Annotated in this window: 14 protein-coding genes; 2 read left to right on the top strand and 12 right to left on the bottom strand. The window is 61.3% G+C overall.

Annotated features, from left to right (window positions below; translation table 11 throughout):
• The first annotated feature begins 533 nt into the window (after positions 1-533).
• Positions 534-3749, top strand: a complete 3216-nt coding sequence (gene rne, locus ACYZT9_RS08335; protein WP_462009360.1) for a ribonuclease E — start codon at positions 534-536, stop codon at positions 3747-3749.
• Between the two features lie 185 nt (positions 3750-3934).
• Here the strand turns inward: rne and ACYZT9_RS08330 are convergent, their stop codons facing one another.
• The 12 genes from ACYZT9_RS08330 to ACYZT9_RS08275 all read right to left on the bottom strand — a co-directional run bounded on the left by ACYZT9_RS08330 (position 3935) and on the right by ACYZT9_RS08275 (position 15385).
• Entirely contained in the window at positions 3935-4525 is a 591-nt protein-coding gene (locus tag ACYZT9_RS08330; protein ID WP_462009359.1) for a nucleotidyltransferase family protein, read from the bottom strand.
• Positions 4522-5505, bottom strand: a complete 984-nt coding sequence (locus tag ACYZT9_RS08325) for an XdhC family protein (RefSeq protein ID WP_462009358.1) — start codon at positions 5503-5505, stop codon at positions 4522-4524. The genes ACYZT9_RS08330 and ACYZT9_RS08325 overlap by 4 nt, the downstream gene beginning before the upstream one ends.
• Positions 5505-7826, bottom strand: coding sequence for a xanthine dehydrogenase family protein molybdopterin-binding subunit (locus ACYZT9_RS08320; protein WP_462009357.1), 2322 nt, complete (start codon positions 7824-7826; stop codon positions 5505-5507). The genes ACYZT9_RS08325 and ACYZT9_RS08320 overlap by 1 nt, the downstream gene beginning before the upstream one ends.
• Entirely contained in the window at positions 7823-8293 is a 471-nt protein-coding gene (locus tag ACYZT9_RS08315; protein ID WP_462009356.1) for a (2Fe-2S)-binding protein, read from the bottom strand. The genes ACYZT9_RS08320 and ACYZT9_RS08315 overlap by 4 nt, the downstream gene beginning before the upstream one ends.
• 243 nt (positions 8294-8536) lie before the next feature.
• Positions 8537-9556, bottom strand: coding sequence for a UDP-N-acetylmuramate dehydrogenase (gene murB / locus ACYZT9_RS08310; RefSeq protein WP_462009355.1), 1020 nt, complete (start codon positions 9554-9556; stop codon positions 8537-8539).
• Positions 9553-10017 (bottom strand): low molecular weight protein-tyrosine-phosphatase, encoded by a 465-nt coding sequence (locus tag ACYZT9_RS08305; RefSeq protein ID WP_462009354.1) that lies wholly within the window; start codon positions 10015-10017, stop codon positions 9553-9555. Before ACYZT9_RS08305 ends, murB begins: the two co-directional genes overlap by 4 nt.
• Positions 10017-10781, bottom strand: coding sequence for a 3-deoxy-manno-octulosonate cytidylyltransferase (gene kdsB / locus ACYZT9_RS08300; RefSeq protein ID WP_461953746.1), 765 nt, complete (start codon positions 10779-10781; stop codon positions 10017-10019). The genes ACYZT9_RS08305 and kdsB overlap by 1 nt, the downstream gene beginning before the upstream one ends.
• Positions 10778-10963 carry a Trm112 family protein gene (locus ACYZT9_RS08295; RefSeq protein WP_007945752.1) on the bottom strand — a complete coding sequence of 62 codons (186 nt, stop codon included), beginning with the start codon at positions 10961-10963 and terminating at the stop codon, positions 10778-10780. The genes kdsB and ACYZT9_RS08295 overlap by 4 nt, the downstream gene beginning before the upstream one ends.
• A gap of 24 nt (positions 10964-10987) precedes the next feature.
• Positions 10988-11998, bottom strand: a complete 1011-nt coding sequence (gene lpxK, locus ACYZT9_RS08290; protein ID WP_462009353.1) for a tetraacyldisaccharide 4'-kinase — start codon at positions 11996-11998, stop codon at positions 10988-10990.
• Complete coding sequence (locus ACYZT9_RS08285; RefSeq protein WP_462009352.1) at positions 11998-12429, bottom strand: ExbD/TolR family protein; 432 nt, start codon at positions 12427-12429, stop codon at positions 11998-12000. Before ACYZT9_RS08285 ends, lpxK begins: the two co-directional genes overlap by 1 nt.
• Positions 12426-13064, bottom strand: coding sequence for a MotA/TolQ/ExbB proton channel family protein (locus ACYZT9_RS08280; protein WP_462009351.1), 639 nt, complete (start codon positions 13062-13064; stop codon positions 12426-12428). Before ACYZT9_RS08280 ends, ACYZT9_RS08285 begins: the two co-directional genes overlap by 4 nt.
• Positions 13065-13162: 98 nt before the next feature.
• Entirely contained in the window at positions 13163-15385 is a 2223-nt protein-coding gene (locus ACYZT9_RS08275) for a DNA internalization-related competence protein ComEC/Rec2 (protein WP_462009350.1), read from the bottom strand.
• 136 nt (positions 15386-15521) lie between these two features.
• Between ACYZT9_RS08275 and ACYZT9_RS08270 the strand changes: the two genes are divergently transcribed.
• Positions 15522-16040 (top strand): DUF2062 domain-containing protein, encoded by a 519-nt coding sequence (locus ACYZT9_RS08270; RefSeq protein ID WP_214377862.1) that lies wholly within the window; start codon positions 15522-15524, stop codon positions 16038-16040.
• The last annotated feature ends 687 nt before the right edge of the window (positions 16041-16727 follow it).

The raw sequence follows: 16727 nt of genomic DNA, 5'->3' as shown, positions 1-16727 counted from the left end.
ACGGTGGAGTTTGCAGGTGTAACGAGCGCAGGTGACATGAGGCCTGAATCACGCCGCAAAGCAGAGTTTTCACTCGCTACGCGAGCCAATATTCACGGCCAGTTCACAAAGTGCAGTCATCTGCGAATGACCCCGAGCGAACGCTTCGGAAACAACGCCTAAATTAGCCATGATGCGTGACCTCCCCTTTCGGAGCTCACGGTAAATGCCAACCCGCTGCGGATTCTGCGCGCGGCAGCACCCGAATTATCAGGGATACGTGTAGGGTGGAGATGCACAACCGCTGGACTGTGTAGCAATAGGCTTTATCAAGACGCTTCATCTCGTCCACAGCCGCCGGTTGATTCCTCCTCCTGACTGAGTGCTTAAGTAGCCACAGCAAGCAGGACGCGTACGTCGCGACGAAGGCCCACATTGGCCGGACTTCGCTGGACACGGGAATGGCCAACCACTCCCGACGCACCTGACACCGACCGTGAGAAGTCGTGTGTGCCGAACGCCGTTTCCGGCAGCCCGGAAACCGACGGTACTACATGAAAAGAATGCTGATTAACGCAACTCAACCCGAAGAGTTGCGTGTTGCACTGGTAGATGGCCAACGCCTCTACGACCTGGACATCGAATCCGGTGCACGCGAGCAGAAGAAGGCCAACATCTATAAAGGCCGGATTACTCGCATCGAACCAAGCCTTGAGGCTGCCTTTGTCGATTTCGGCTCCGAGCGCCACGGCTTCCTGCCCCTCAAAGAAATCTCCCGCGAATACTTCAAGAAAGCGCCTGAAGGCCGCGTCAACATCAAGGACGTCCTGAGCGAAGGCCAGGAAGTCATCGTTCAGGTAGAAAAAGAAGAACGTGGCAACAAGGGCGCCGCCCTGACCACCTTCATCAGCCTGGCCGGTCGTTACCTCGTTCTGATGCCGAACAACCCGCGTGCCGGCGGTATCTCCCGTCGCATCGAAGGTGAAGAGCGCAACGAACTGCGCGAAGCCCTGAACGGTCTGGTTGCCCCGGCCGACATGGGTCTGATCGTGCGCACTGCCGGCCTCGGCCGCAGCAGCGAAGAAATGCAGTGGGACCTCGATTACCTGCTGCAACTCTGGACCGCCATCAAAGAAGCCTCGCTGGATCGCTCCGCGCCATTCCTGATCTACCAGGAAAGCAACGTGATCATCCGCGCCATCCGCGATTACCTGCGCCAGGACATCGGCGAAGTGCTGATCGACAGCGTTGAAGCCCAGGACGAAGCCCTGACCTTCATTCGCCAGGTGATGCCGCAGTACGCCAGCAAGATCAAGCTGTACGAAGACAGCGTTCCGCTGTTCAACCGTTTCCAGATCGAAAGCCAGATCGAGACCGCTTTCCAGCGCGTCGTTGAACTGCCTTCCGGCGGTTCCATCGTTATCGATCCGACCGAAGCCCTGGTGTCCATCGACATCAACTCGGCGCGTGCCACCAAAGGCAGCGACATCGAAGAAACCGCCCTGCAGACCAACCTTGAAGCCGCCGAAGAAATCGCCCGTCAGTTGCGCCTGCGCGACATCGGCGGCCTGATTGTCATCGACTTCATCGACATGACCCCTGCCAAGAACCAGCGCGCCGTGGAAGAGAAAGTCCGCGAATGCCTGGAAGCCGACCGCGCTCGCGTGCAAGTCGGCCGCATCTCGCGCTTCGGCCTGCTGGAAATGTCCCGTCAGCGCCTGCGTCCATCGCTCGGCGAAAGCAGCGGCATCGTTTGCCCGCGTTGCAACGGCACCGGCATCATCCGTGATGTTGAATCGCTGTCGCTGGCGATCCTGCGCCTGATCGAAGAAGAAGCCCTGAAAGACCGTACAGCGGAAGTTCGCGCCCAGGTGCCTATTCCGGTCGCAGCTTTCCTGCTCAACGAAAAACGCAACTCGATCACCAAGATCGAACTGCGCACCCGTGCCCGCATCGTCATCCTGCCGAACGATCACCTCGAAACACCGCACTTCGAAGTTCAGCGCCTGCGTGATGACAGCCCGGAAGCCAGCATCAACCAGTCCAGCTACGAAATCGCTGCTGCCGCCGCCGAAGTCGAAGAAGTCCAGCCAGCCGCTGCGACCCGCACCCTGGTTCGCCAGGAAGCCGCGGTCAAGACCGCTCCGGCCCGCGCCAACGCTCCGGTTCCGACCGAAGTCGTTGCCGCGCCTGTTGCTGCACCGGCTGTGGTTCCAGAGCCAAGCCTGTTCAAGGGTCTGGTGAAATCGCTGGTCGGGCTGTTTGCGACCAAGGAAGAGCCTGTTGCTCCGGCTGCGGTTGAAAAACCGGCGACCACCGAGCGTCCGGCGCGTAACGAAGAGCGTCGCAACGGTCGTCAGCAGAGCCGCAACCGTAACGGTCGCCGCGATGAAGAGCGCAAGCCTCGCGAGGAACGTGTACCGCGTGAAGAACGCGCACCACGTGAGCCACGCGAAGCACGTGAAACACGTGAAGAAACCCCGGTAGTCGCTCGCGAAGAACGCGCACCACGTGAAGAACGCGCACCGCGCGCCCCTCGTGAAGAACGTGCACCGCGCGCGCCTCGCGAAGATCGCAAGCCACGTGGCGAACGTGAAGAACGGGTTCGTGAATTGCGTGAACCTCTGGATGCCACGGCTCCGGCCGCTGCAGCTATCACTGAAGAGCGTCCAGCTCGTCAGCCACGCGAAGAACGCGCTCCACGCCCACCGCGTGAAGAACGTCAACCGCGTGCCGAGCAAGCGGCTGCCGCCGTTGCCGAAGAAGAACTGACCGGCAACGAAGAGCAACTGCCGGAAGACGGTCAGGAAGGCACCGAAGGCGATCGTCCACGCCGCCGCTCCCGTGGTCAGCGTCGTCGCAGCAACCGTCGCGAGCGTCAACGCGATGCCAACGGCAACGTGATCGAAGGTTCGGAAGAATCGGAATCCGCCGAAGGCAACGAAGCTGCCGAAAGCCACGAAGCACCAAGCGCTGCCGATCTGGCCGCCGGTCTGGCTGTTACCGCAGCCGTTGCCAGCACCGTGATCAGCGCTCCGGCCGAAGCACAGGCCAACGAGCAAGCCGAACGCGCCACTGCCGCCACACTGGACACTGCTCCGGTAGAAGCGCCAGTCGTGGAAGCGACCTCGCCTGTAGAAGCAACTGCCGCTCCGGAAATCGAAGTGGCACCGGCTCTAGCAGCACAGCCTCAGGCTGAACCGGCCGTCGTTGCTGAAGCACCTGCTGTGGTTGCAGAACCGGTGTCTGAAACCGTTGCTGAAACCGTGACCGAAACAGTTCGTGAAGTTCGCGAAGAGCAAACCGCGTTCAACTGGGTTGCCGAGCCAGCTGTTGCCGAAGCACCAGCACCAGAAGCTGAAGCCATGGTTTCCGAACCAGTGGTGGCAGCTGCCGAACCTGCTCCTGTGGTCGAAACTGCTGCGCCGGTTGTTGCCGAAGTGTCTGCACCGGTGGTCGAAGCCGCTCCTGTCAGCGCCCTGACGCCAAGCGGCCGCGCGCCGAACGACCCGCGTGAAGTGCGTCGTCGCAAGCGCGAAGAAGAGCGCCTGCAGAAGGAAGCTGAACTGGCTGCCGCTGCTGCACCAGCCGCTGTCGAGGTGGCACCGGTTGTTGCTGAAGTCGTCGAGGCTGCTCCTGCCCCGGCTGCTGAAGTCACTGCCGAACCAGCTGACTCCGTGATCGACGAAGCACCACGCTCCGTACAGGAAGCGGTTGAGCAACACGAGCAAGCCCTGGAAAAAGAGCACGAGCCTAAACCCCTCGTCTGATTCCATCGGCCACTAAAAAGCCCCGCCTGGTAATCCAGGCGGGGCTTTTTTTATATCTGTGAAATTACACCAAGCACCTGTGGGAGCGAGCTTGCTCGCGATAGCGGTGGATCAGCTTGCATCAATATCGAATGTCAGACCGCCATCGCGAGCAAGCTCGCTCCCACAGGGGCTCGGTGTCATGGCTACTCAAATATTAATTTCTCGGGCACGTCCACATCCCATAACACCCCGGGATCATCCACCGTCACCTCGACCACCCTCGCCGACGCAAACAATGGCTTGGCCCCGCGATCACCGGACAACGCCATCAGCCCAGGCCCAAAGATGCGACCGAAGCCCACCGGATGCCCGAACTCGCCCTCATGCACCGGCACGCTGATAACGTCATCAGCCACGCCCGCCAACACCCGCTCGACAGTCGACGGCAGAATAAAAGGCATATCTCCCAACGCAATCAACCAGCCACCGAGCTGCGGGCACGCCGCCACCCCAGCCGCTATGCTGCCACCCATGCCAGTCGATTCGATCAGCACAATCTCGAAACCATACGCCTGAGCCATACGCGCTACTTGCGGGCGATCTCCCGTCGTCACCAGCACGCGCTTCGCCAGTGTGCTGGGCAAACTCACCAGCACTTGCTCGATCACCGAACGAACGGCGCCATCGAGTCCCGTACAGTCCGCCAGCAACTTATCCTTATCGGCACCTGCGACCTGCCGAAACCGGTTGCCCTGCCCTGCCGCCAACACGATGACGCCGATTGGCTCACTCATGCCTCCTCCTGCAACGGCTTTTTCTGCTTCAACTCGACGCCGTTCTTGATCGCGACAATTTCGGCCAGCAGCGACAAGGCTATTTCCGCCGGGGAGTGGCTGCCGATGTGCAGACCGATCGGACCGTGCAAGCGTTCGATGGCTGCTGCTGACAAGCCTAGCTGAGCCAGGTTATCCCGGCGCTTCAGGCTGTTGACCCGTGAGCCCAGCGCACCGACATAAAAGGCCCGGGAGTCGAGGGCCGTGAGCAGCGCCATGTCATCCAGGCGCGGATCGTGGGTCAGCGCGATGATGGCCGTGCGTTCGTCGGTTTGAATGTTCAGCACCGCTTCGTCGGGCATGCCTGAGACAAAGCGTCCGTGCTGTTCTTCCCAGCCATAGACGAATTCGGTGCGGGGGTCGCAGATCAGCACTTCGAAATCCAGCAGCCGCGCCATCTCGGCAACATACCGGGACAGTTGCCCCGCACCAATCAGCAACAATCGCCAGCGCGGACCGTAAATCGCACGCAACGTGTCACCGTCAAAGCTCAGAGCGTCGCTCTTGTCCGCCGGCTGCAACGTCACTTCACCGGTCGCTACATCCAGCGAGCGAGCGACGATTTCATGCGCCTCGCAACGCCCCAACAATTCAGCGACCCACGCGGGGTCACCGACGCGCTCCTCGGTCAGGCGCAAGGTACCGCCGCACGGCAAACCAAAACGTGCGGCCTCCTCGCGGGTGACGCCGTAGGTGATCAGTTGCACCGGCGGTCCGTCAGCCGGGATGCGGCCATCGTGCAATCGGGCAATCAAGTCATCCTCGACACAACCGCCGGAGACCGAACCGATCACTACGCCATCTTCGCGCAAGGCCAGCATGGCGCCAGGTGCCCGGGGCGCGGTGCCCCAGGTCTGGACCACGCTGTACAACACCACCCGCTGACCGGCGCGGCGCCATTGCAGCACGCTGCGCAGGACGTTCAGATCGACGCTGTCCATCAGGCCTCGGCCTTCTGCCAACCCTGCAACTGATAGCGAACCGGCAGATCGCGGATACGCTTGCCGGTGGCGGCAAAGATCGCATTGCACAGCGCTGGCGCTATCGGCGGCACGCCCGGTTCACCGACACCGCCCAGCGGCACGTTGCCCGGTGGTGTCACCAGATGCACGGCGACTTCTTTCGGCGCCAGCGACATGCGCGCCACTTCGTACATGTGGAAGTTGTCCTGCTGGACCTTGCCATCCTTGTAGCTGATTTCCCCCAGCACCGCGTTACCCAGGCCCATCACACAAGCGCCCTCGAACTGCGAGCGAATCCGCTCCGGGTTGATCTGCGGGCCGCAATCCACAGCGATGTCCGCTTTGTGCACGATCAATGTGCCGTCGTCTTTGACTTCGACTTCGATCACCGCCGCCACATAGGTAACGAAGCTGTAATGCACCGCCAGCCCCAAACCCCGACCCTTGGGCAACTCACGCCCCCAACCGGCGGCTTTCGCGGCGGTTTCCAGGACGGTGCGCATCCGCCCGGTATCGATCGGATAACGCTCGGGCGACTCACCGTAGTTCCACTCTTCACTCAAGGTGCGCGGATCGATCTGACGATCCGGGCCGAGCAATTTGATCTGATACTTGAGCGGATCTTCACCGGCCTTGTGCGCCAATTCATCGACAAAGCTCTGAATCGCAAAGCCGTGGGGGATGTTCGACACCGAGCGATACCAGCCAACCCGCGTATGGATCGCCGCTTCCGGGTTTTCCAGACGCACGTTGGGAATCGCGTAAGCCATGTTGGTAAAACCCATGCCCAACTCGAAGGCCGCCTCGTGGGTCATGCCCGGCGCAAACAGCGCGGTGATACTCGGCGCTACAGTGCGGTGCAGCCAGCCGGACGGCAGGCCGTCCTTATTCAAGCTGGCTTTCAGGTATTCGGCCGATACGGTATGAAAATAGGAAGAATGGATGTCGTCTTCACGGGTCCATTGCACGCGCACAGCCTTGCCGGGGAATTCCTTGGCGAGGATGGCGGCTTCGATGATGAAGTCCGGTTTGGACTTGCGACCGAACCCGCCGCCGAGCAGGGTGACGTTGATGGTAACTTTTTCGAATGGAATGCCGAGGCGTTCGCCGATCCGTTTTCGAGTGACTTGCGGCGCCTGGCTCGGGGCCCAGGCTTCGCACACGCCGTCCTGGAAACGGGCGATGGCGACCATCGGCTCCATCGGCGCTTGCGTCAGGTGCGGCAGATAGTAAGAGGCTTCGAGGGTGCTGGCGGCGCTGCCCATGGCCTCGTCAATGTTGCCGGTATTGCGCACCACTTTGCCGGGTTTGAGCGACGCGGCTTCAATTTCCTTCCGGTAGGCGATCGAGTCATAACTGGCATGAGGACCATCGTCCCACTCGATTTTCAGTGCATCACGCCCCTTGAGCGCCGCCCAGGTATTGCTGGCCACGACGGCCACGCCGCCCAACGGCTGGAATTCCGATGGCAGCGGACGGCCTTCGATCTGAATGACTTTGATCACCCCCGGGACTTTCAGCGCGGCGCTGTCATCCACGGATTTGACCTTGCCGCCATACACCGCCGGACGTGCGATGGTGGCGTAGAGCATGCCGTCGACATGCACGTCGGCGCCGTAAATTGCGCGACCGTTGACGATGTCTGCACCGTCGATGGCTTTGGTGCCTTCCTTGCCGATGTAGCGGAACTCAGAGGGCTCCTTGAGTCGCACACTGTCGCGCGCCGGCACCGCCAACGCACCGGCAGCCGCGGCCAGCGCGCCGTAACCCAGCTCACGGCCGGTCGGTTTATGGAGGACTTTGTGCAGTTGCGCATGGCATTCGCTGACCGGGACTTTCCAATGCTCGGCGGCAGCCTGTTCCAGCATGGTCCGCGCAGCAGCACCGCAGCGGCGCATCGGCTCGAACCAGTGGCGCATGCTGCGCGAACCGTCGGTGTCCTGGTTGCCGAAGCGCGCTTCGTCGCCCGGCGCCTGCTGAACCTTGACCATCGCCCAGTCGGCGTCAAGTTCATCGGCCACCACCATGGTCAGGCTGGTGCGCACGCCCTGGCCCATTTCGGAGCGATTGCAGACAACCGTCACCGTGCCGTCTGCGGCGATGCTGACATACACCTTCGGATCATCGATCCAGCCGTTGGGCATGCCGTCGGCGCCGAATTTCTTTTCTTTCTCGGCAGCGAAAGCGTCCTGCCAACCCCAACTCGCGGCGATGACCAGCGCACTGCTGGCACCGACGCCTTTGAGGAAGCCACGGCGACTGAGGTTGCTCAGGGCGAAATCATTGGGTAACTGGCTCATGCCTTGGCCTCCTTCAGGTGCGTGGATGCCTGGCGAATGGCAGTCTTGATGCGGTTATAAGTGCCACAACGGCAAATATTGCCGACCATTGCCTCTTCGATCTGTTCGTCGCTCGGGTTCGGGTTGGTCTTGAGCAGTGCAGTGGCGGACATGATCTGCCCGCCCTGGCAGTAACCGCACTGGGCGACGGCGGTGTCGAGCCAGGCTTGCTGGACGACCTTGCCGACCGGGTCGGCGTGCAGGTTGTCGATGGTGGTGACGTTCTGGCCGGCCACCGAGCCAATCGGCGTGATACAGCTGCGCGCTGGCGAGCCTTCGATATGGATCGTGCAGGCGCCGCACAGGCCCATGCCGCAGCCGAATTTTGTACCGTTGTAACCGGCCACGTCGCGGATGGCCCAGAGCAGCGGCATGTCCTCGGTGACATCAAGTTGATGGTCTTGACCATTGAGCTTCAGGGTAATCATGGGCACGCCCGCATAGGTAGGGAGGTTATGGGGTCGAGCAATCTGCCGCCGGTGCTGGCGGTTGGCATCACGCAGATCGACTCAGCTAATCAAGCTCTCTTATGCGGACGGCGACGTCTGCATCGGGCCTTTGGTGGAGCAAATGCTTGCATCGTTAGGTGGCTAAGTTAACCCAGCATTAACAAAAAAGCCCTGCACATTGAAAGTGTGCAGGGCTTTGCGATCAGCCTTGAAAGCGTAGCCTCAATACCGATTGGGCTCCATTTCCAGATCGACGTGGAAACGTTCTGAAATGTCTTTTTGGATGCGCTGCGCGAGGTTCAGCAACTGCAGGCCAGTCGCTGCCCCGTAGTTGACCAGCACCAGCGCCTGCAATTTATGCACACCCGCGTCTGCTTCGCGGAAACCTTTCCACCCTGCCCGCTCGATCAGCCAACCCGCGGCCAGTTTCATCTGCCCGTCGGGTTGCGCGTAAGCCACCAGGTCCGGGTATTCGCCTTTGAGCTGAGCGACTAGCGCAGCCGAGACCAGAGGATTTTTGAAGAAACTGCCGGCGTTGCCAAGCACCGCCGGGTCCGGAAGCTTTTCGTTGCGGATGCTGCAAATCGCCTGGCTGACGTCGGTGGCGGTCGGATGATCGATGCCCTGCTCGGTCAGGCGCTGACGCACCGGGCCGTACTCCAGATGCAGCTGGGCGGCGCGGTTCAATGCGAAACGAACGCGCAGGATCAACCATCGGCCCGGTTCCTGTTTGAACAGACTGTCGCGGTAAGCGAAGTTGCACTCGGCCAGCGTGAAGTCCCGCAATTTGCCGGTCTGGCGATCCAGAGCGGTCAGGCCGGCGAATACGTCCTTGATCTCCACACCATAGGCGCCGATGTTCTGCATCGGTGCCGCGCCGACGGTGCCGGGGATCAGGCTGAGATTTTCCAGCCCCGACAGCCCCTGCGCCAGCGTGTGTTGCACGAACGGATGCCAGGGCTCGCCCGCCTCGGCTTCGATGACGACCTTGTTGCCATCATCGCTAAGGATGCGAATCCCGCGCGTGGCCATGCGCAGTACCAGCGACTGGACATCAGCGGTCAGCAACAGATTGCTGCCACCGCCGATCACCAACAGTGGCACATCATGCTTCGTTGCATAAGCCAACGCTTCATGCACATCGGCATCGCTGTGAGCCTCGGCAAACAAGCGGGCCTGAACGTCCACACCAAAGCTGTTGTAAGGCTTGAGTGAAACCCGGGGTTCAACCTGCAGTGTCATAACCGGCCCTTCAGTTCGACCACCAACAGATCCGTGGCGCGTTCGATCAAGTCGAGCACAAGCTCAAAGCCTTGTTCGCCGTCGTGATACGGGTCAGGAACCTCGTCGACTTCCAACTGGTAGCGTCGCAGGAACAGATCCAGCTCAGCCTTGCCTTTGGCCGGTTGCAGTGCCTTGAGATTGCGCAGGTTGCTGTTGTCCATCGCCAGGATTAGGTCATAGCTGGCGAAATCGGCGCGGCTCACTTGCCGGCCGCGTTGAGCGGACAGGTCGTAACCGCGCAATCTGGCTGCGGCCTGGCTGCGTTTGTCCGGCGCATTGCCGACGTGCCAGTCACCGGTGCCCGCAGAGGCCACGTCGATCTGATCGGCCAGCCCCGCTTCGCGCAATTTGTACCGCAACACGCCTTCGGCCGTCGGAGAACGGCAGATGTTGCCCAGGCAAACGAACAGAACGCGCATCAAGCCTCCAGCAGGCGACGAACGCGCTCGAGGTCTTCGACGGTGTCGACGCCGGTGGGCGGTGCGATCAGCGCGTCGGCGACGTGAATGCGCACGCCGTGCCACAGGGCACGCAGTTGCTCCAGGGATTCGGTGTTTTCCAGCCAGCACGGGCCCCAGCTGACGAAGTCATGCAGGAAACCGGCGCGGTAGGCATAGATGCCGATGTGCCGGCGATACGGCACGCCTTCCGGCAGCGCATCGCGACTTTTCGCGAACGCGTCCCGGGCCCAGGGCAATGTCGCGCGACTGAACGTCAGCGCCAGGCCATTAAGGTCGCTGACGACCTTGACCACGTTGGGGTTGAACAGGGTTTCAACATCTTCGATCGGCTCGGCCAGTGTGGCCATGCGCGCTTCGGTGTGGGCGGCCAGGTTGGCAGCCACCTGATCGATCACGCTCGGCGGGATCAGCGGTTCGTCACCCTGAACATTGACCACGATGGCGTCAGGCGCCAGACCGAGTTTTGCGGCGACTTCGGCCAAACGGTCCGTGCCGGAATTGTGATCTTCGCGGGTCAGCACCACTTCAGCGCCAAACGCGTTGCAAGCCTCGACAATGCGCGCATCGTCGGTGGCAACCACCACCCGTTCGGCACTGCTTTTGCTCGCCTGTTCCCAGACGTGCTGGATCATCGGCTTGCCGGCAATCAGCAGCAGGGGTTTGCCCGGCAAGCGGGTGGAGGCGTAACGCGACGGAATGACAACGGTGAAGGCTGTGGTCATTTATCCAGACGCTCGTCAGTGGTCAGAGTGCGCGCTTCGGTTTCGAGCATCACCGGGATGCCGTCGCGAATCGGGTACGCCAGGCCGGCGCCCTTGCTGATCAGCTCGGTTTTGTCGGCGCTGAGCTTGAGCGGGCCTTTGCAGACCGGGCAAGCGAGGATGTCGAGCAATTTGGTGTCCATGAGCATTCCCTGGATAAAAACGGTTTAAGGCAAAAGACGAGCCGGCAACAGGCGCATCAGCTGCGTATCGAACCAGGCCACGAAGGCCGGTGATGGCGCAGCATCGACCGCCAGGTACCACCAATCGGCGGCGGCGAAAGCACGGCACTTCACCGCGTCCTTTTCGGTCATCACCAACGGCAATGACGGTGTGAAATTCAAGGCCTGCACGCTGTACTCGGCGTGGTCGGCAAAGGCATGCGGGACTGGCTGCCAGTGTAGCGTTTCGAGGGTTGTGAAGAAACGCTGCGGATTGCCGATCCCGGCCACGGCATGCAGCGCCTGGCCTGCGGGCAAGTGATCGAGGGGGCGTCGTTCACCGCTGTGCAGATTGACCAGTTCGGTGGGTTGCAGTTGAAAGGCAAAACCGTCCGGCCGGTCATCGGCGGCGCCGTTGTACAGCACGGCATCAACGCTTTGCAGGCGTTCGACCGGCTCGCGCAGCGGTCCGGCAGGCAGGCAACGTTTATTGCCCAAGCCACGGGCGGCGTCGATCAACACCAGTTCAAGGTCCCGCGCCAACCGGTAATGCTGCATGCCGTCATCGGAAAGGATCAGGTCCAGCGGCTCGCTGGCGAGCAGCGCTTTGACGGCGCGGCTGCGGTCAGGGTCAATCATCAACGGAACGCCGGTACGCTGGACGATCAACAGCGGTTCATCGCCCGCCACCTCGGCGCTTTGCTCGGCCTCCACGCGCCACGGCAGTTGCGGCGGTTTGGCACCATAGCCGCGGCTGACCACGCCCACCCGCAAACCGCTGCGCTGACAATGCTGGATTATCCACAGAATCAGCGGTGTCTTGCCAGTACCGCCCACAGTGATGTTGCCGACCACGATCAGCGGCACCGGCGGCTGATAAATCTCACCCTCACCCGCCAGAAAGCGTTTGCGCTTGTTCATGACCACGCGCCGATACAGCCACTCCAGTGGCTGCAACAGCTTCAGGGCCGGATGACTTTCGTACCACGCGGCGAGCAAGCGATCGGACATGGCCATCAGGGCGCGGGCGGCGCCGCCTCGACTGTGGTCATGCGCAGGTGACTGAAGCCGAGTTTGCCGGCAGCGTCCATGGCGATGATGACCGACTGATGCTGAGCCTTGCCGTCAGCGCTGATGGACAACGGCAGGTTGGTGTCACCACTGGATTCTTTCTGCAGCGCTTCCATGAGCGTGGTCAGGTCGTTCTTCTGCAAGACCTGATTGTTCACCGAGAACACGCCTTCGGCACTGATGGCAACGTCCAGGTGTTTAACCTGCTGGTCTTCGGCAGGCGAACCACTGACCGCTTCGGGCAGATCGACGCGCAACTGGGTTTCACGGGTGAAGGTGGTGGTCACGACGAAAAACAGCAGCAGGATAAACACCACGTCGATCAGCGACGCGAGGTTGATGTCCACATTCTCCCGTTGCTTGCGGCGAAATTTCACGCTTTTTTGCCCTCGGACAGGTCCACGTCTCGGTCACCCTGCACCACCTCGACCAGCTTGATCGCTTCCTGCTCCATGCCCACCACCAGCTCATCGATCCGGCGTTGCAGGAAACGGTGGAAGAAGACTGCGGGAATACCGACCATCAGGCCCGCTGCCGTGGTGATCAGCGCTTTGGAGATACCGCCGGCCAGTACGGCGGCGTTGGTGGTCATGCCCGACCCCATGAACGCGCTGAAAATATCGATCATGCCCAGAACCGTACCCAACAAACCCAGCAACGGGGCCATGGCGGCGATGGTGCCGAGGGCGTTGATGTAGCGTTCGAGCTCGTGAATCACCCGAGCGGCGGCTTCTTCAATGCACTCTTTCATGATCTCGCGACCATGCCTGGAGTTGGCCAGGCCCGCCGCGAGAATCTCGCCTAACGGCGAGTTTGCCCGCAACTCCTTGAGTTTGTCTTTATTGAGTTGTTTGTCCTTGATCCACACCCAGACCTGACCGAGCAGGTGCTCCGGCGTCACGCGGCTGGCACGCAGGGTCCACAGGCGTTCGGCGACAATCGCCATGGCCGCAATGGAACTCAGAATGATCGGCAGCATCATCCAGCCGCCGGATATGACCAATTCCCACACAGTGACAGTCCCCTCGAAAAAGTGCGCCACTCTAACATAGGGGGTCGGCGCACCGAAGACCGTGATGTCGCATCCGGTCGGCCTGTCTTTACGCACGATTATGGCGCGGCACGCCAGAAACGCCGTTCCTGACGCATCGTCCAGGGTGGCTTGAAGCGTCCGAGGTGCAGACGAATGGCGCCCTGCTCCGCGCTGTCATGGATCGCCATCCCTCGTTTTGTATAGCGGGCGACGACAGTGGGATGTGGATGACCGAAAGAATTGCCGTTGCCGCGCGAGATCAGCACGGCTTTGGGCTGCAACGTGGCGAGCAGCGCCATCGACGAGGAACTGCGGCTGCCATGATGCGGTGCCTGCAGCCACTCGGTGGGCACGGCCAGCGGACTGTCGAGCAGCACTCGTTCGGTTGCCGTGTCGATATCACCGGTCAGCAAAAGTCGTTCGCCATTGGCTTCGATCTGCAGGACACAGGATTTCTGATTGCTGTCCGAGGCGGAAGGCCATTGCCAGAGCTGAAATCTGACATCATCCCAAGTCCATTGCTGACCACTTTCGCAGGCCTCGGCATGCAGTTCGACCGGCAGGGCCACGGGGTCGCCGCTGAGCACCCGCGTCACCGGCAGACCATTGGCAATCGCTCGCGCACCGCCGGCGTGATCGGCGTCGGCGTGGCTGATCAACATCAGGTCGAGTCCGCTCACACCCAGTTTGCGCAAGGTGGGCAGCACGACTCGTTCGCCGAGATCGAAGTCGCCAAAGCGCGGGCCGGTGTCATACAACAGCGTGTGATGGCGGGTTCGCACCAGGATTGCCAACCCTTGACCGACATCCAGTTGCCAGACTTCGGCGGTGCCTTCCGGCAGCAATGGCCGGGGTGGAAAAACCAGTAATAGCAACAGCGGCCAACCCAACGGGCGCAGCGGTACGCCACGCGGCATTAACAGCAGAAACGCGCCAAGGGTGCCCAGTGCCCATATCCATAATGGAATGGCCACGGGCACCCACGCGGGTAGTTGACCGGCCATCAATCCAAGCCCCTTGAACAGCCAGTCGATCAGCCCACCCGCCAGCCACAGCAATCCCTCGCCCACATAGGGCAGCGGCAACAACAGGGTTCCCAGCAAGGCCGGTGGCAATACCAGCAGACTGATCCAGGGCACCGCCAGCAGATTAGCGACCGGCCCGCTGAGACTGATCGGCAATCCCAGCACCAGCAGCAACGGGCCCAGGCCGATTGCGATCAGCCATTGAGCACGGGTCCAGGTTTGCCACCATCGCCAGGAGCCCAAGCGACCGCCGAAGGTGAAGATCAACACCGCCACCGCTGCGAAGGACAACCAGAAACCCGGTTGCAGACTCGCCAGCGGATCCAGCAACAACACCGCGTTGAGCGCCAGCAATAGCGGCCACCAGGCGCCGAGGTGACGAAATCGCAGCCGCCACAACAGTACCAGGCCAATCATCACGCAGGCTCGCCGCACCGGCACTTCAAATCCCGCCAGCAGTCCGTAGCCGAGGGCGGCGGCGAATGCCAGTCCGCACGCCCATGGCAGCCATGGCAAGCGATTCGGCCACACACCGTAGCGAGCCAGCCAGGCAATCAGCAGATACACCACACCTGCCAGCAAACCGATGTGCTGCCCGGATATCACCAGCAAATGCACGGTGCCGGTGTCTTGCAACACCTGCCAGTCCTCGCGACTGAGCCCGGCGCCATCTCCCAGCACCAGCGCCGTCAGTGCACCGGTTCGCCCCTGAGCGTCCACGGCTTGCAAGCGTTGGCGGATACTGTCGCGCCACGCCCACCTGGCTTGCGCAACAAGCTGGCCATCCTTGACAGTTCCGGTTGCACCAATGTGTTGCGCCAGCAGCCAGGCGTCGTAATCGAAGGCATGGAGATTGAGCAGCCCGGCAGGACGCTTCAATTTCACTGCCAGCCGCCAGCGTTCGCCACTGTTGACCGGAGGTCCGTCATACCAGGCCAGGCGCATCCGTGACGGCACCTCTACCTGTCGCGACCGGGCGTCTGCCAGCTCAAAACGCACAACTCCGTCACTGTTCTGGGGCAATCCCGTCACCCGACCTTCGACCCAACGGGTTTCGCCATCGAGATTTACCGGCAGGCGATCATCCAGCGCCCATTGCGCATTCGCGCCGGCCCAACTGAAGCCGAAGAGGAAGAACGCCATTGGATACGTCCGGAACGGCAGCACCATCAAACCCGTTACGGGCAACACCAGCCAAAACCAGACCGGCGGTAGTCCCGGCAAAAAACGCAGGGCCAGCAGACCCAACGCCAGCGCCATCATCCCTGTGCGCATAAGCCCGTCCTTGAGAGTCCCCTCACTAGGCATAGCCGGCTCACGGCACGTGCATCGTTATTAATTGTCACAAAGTCTGAATGGGCGGCTCATAGAATCCAGACATACTTGCCGCCTTAACCGACCGAGAAGCCTTATGCCCCGGCGCTTATTCAAACGTTACATGCCAGACCCGACCAGCATCAGGGAACACAAATCCTTACGCTTTCTCGGCACGCTGCTGCATGACCCGAACCTCTGGCACCTCAACCGTCACTCGGTCGCACGGGCCATGGCGGTGGGTTTGTTCGCGGCGTTTCTGCCGATTCCGTTGCAGATGCTGGTGGCGGCCATCCTCGCCATCGTCGTGCGCGGCAATATGCCGATTGCCGTGAGCCTGGTTTGGTTGACCAATCCGATCACCATGCCCGCCGTGTTTTTTTGTACCTATCAAACTGGGGCGTGGCTGATGGATGTGCCTGCCCGGCACCTGCCGGACGAGCTGACCTGGGAGTGGATCAGCGGTGAACTGTCTACGTTGTGGCAGCCGTTTTTGCTGGGTTCGGTTGTGGTGGGGCTGGTATTGGGTGCGCTCGCCTATTGTTTGGTGATGATGTATTGGCGGTGGTGGGTGAGTCGGCAGTGGGCTCGGCGGAAGAAAAAGCGGATGTTGTGAATGTTGAAAGGCCTCCGCATTGAGAGGCCTTTTTTGTGGTGCTTGAATCGGGGTACATATCCGTTTCTGCGGTAACGGCCGCTTACGGTTTCGCTTTTACAGCGACTCACTTTTCCAAACGCCGAAAAGTAAGCAAAAGGCTTTGCCCCTCCATTCGGTGCCTCGCCTAGGCTCGGCATGCCCTCACTCCGGCATTGCTCCGGGGGCCCGCCGCCATCGGCCATCAATGGCCGGGGGCGGCTACCGCGGCATCCTTGCCGCGGTGCCCCCTACGCAACGCCTGCGTTCGGCCTCTGGGAAAGGGGCAGGTAGATCAAGATCAAGATCAAAAGCAAAAGCAAAAGCAACGGCAACGGCAACGGCAACGGCAACGGCATCTTCCTGTGGACGCGTTAATTGGCCATGACATCAATCAACTGTAGGAGCTGGCTTGCCGGCGATAGCGGTGGGTCTGCCACCTATTCATCGCGTGAACGGACACCATCGCCGGCAAGCCAGCTCCTACAGGGGAAATGTGTACGTGTCCGCAATGAGTTGACCGCAGCGCAGAAGGATAACGCGAACAGCTGAAGAGCCAGGTCGGCTTTCAGGCCGCCTCGGCTGCGGTGGCGGTACTCGCACCCTCGAGAGGCCGAGTGGAGGTTCTGCGCAGTGGGCAACCCGGCATGGATGCCGGGTTAGCCGCGC

It is taken from the genome of Pseudomonas sp. ZT5P21 (assembly GCF_054897785.1).
The sequence above is the reverse complement of the archived record's forward strand: the minus strand, read 5'-3'. Positions and strand labels throughout refer to the sequence as shown.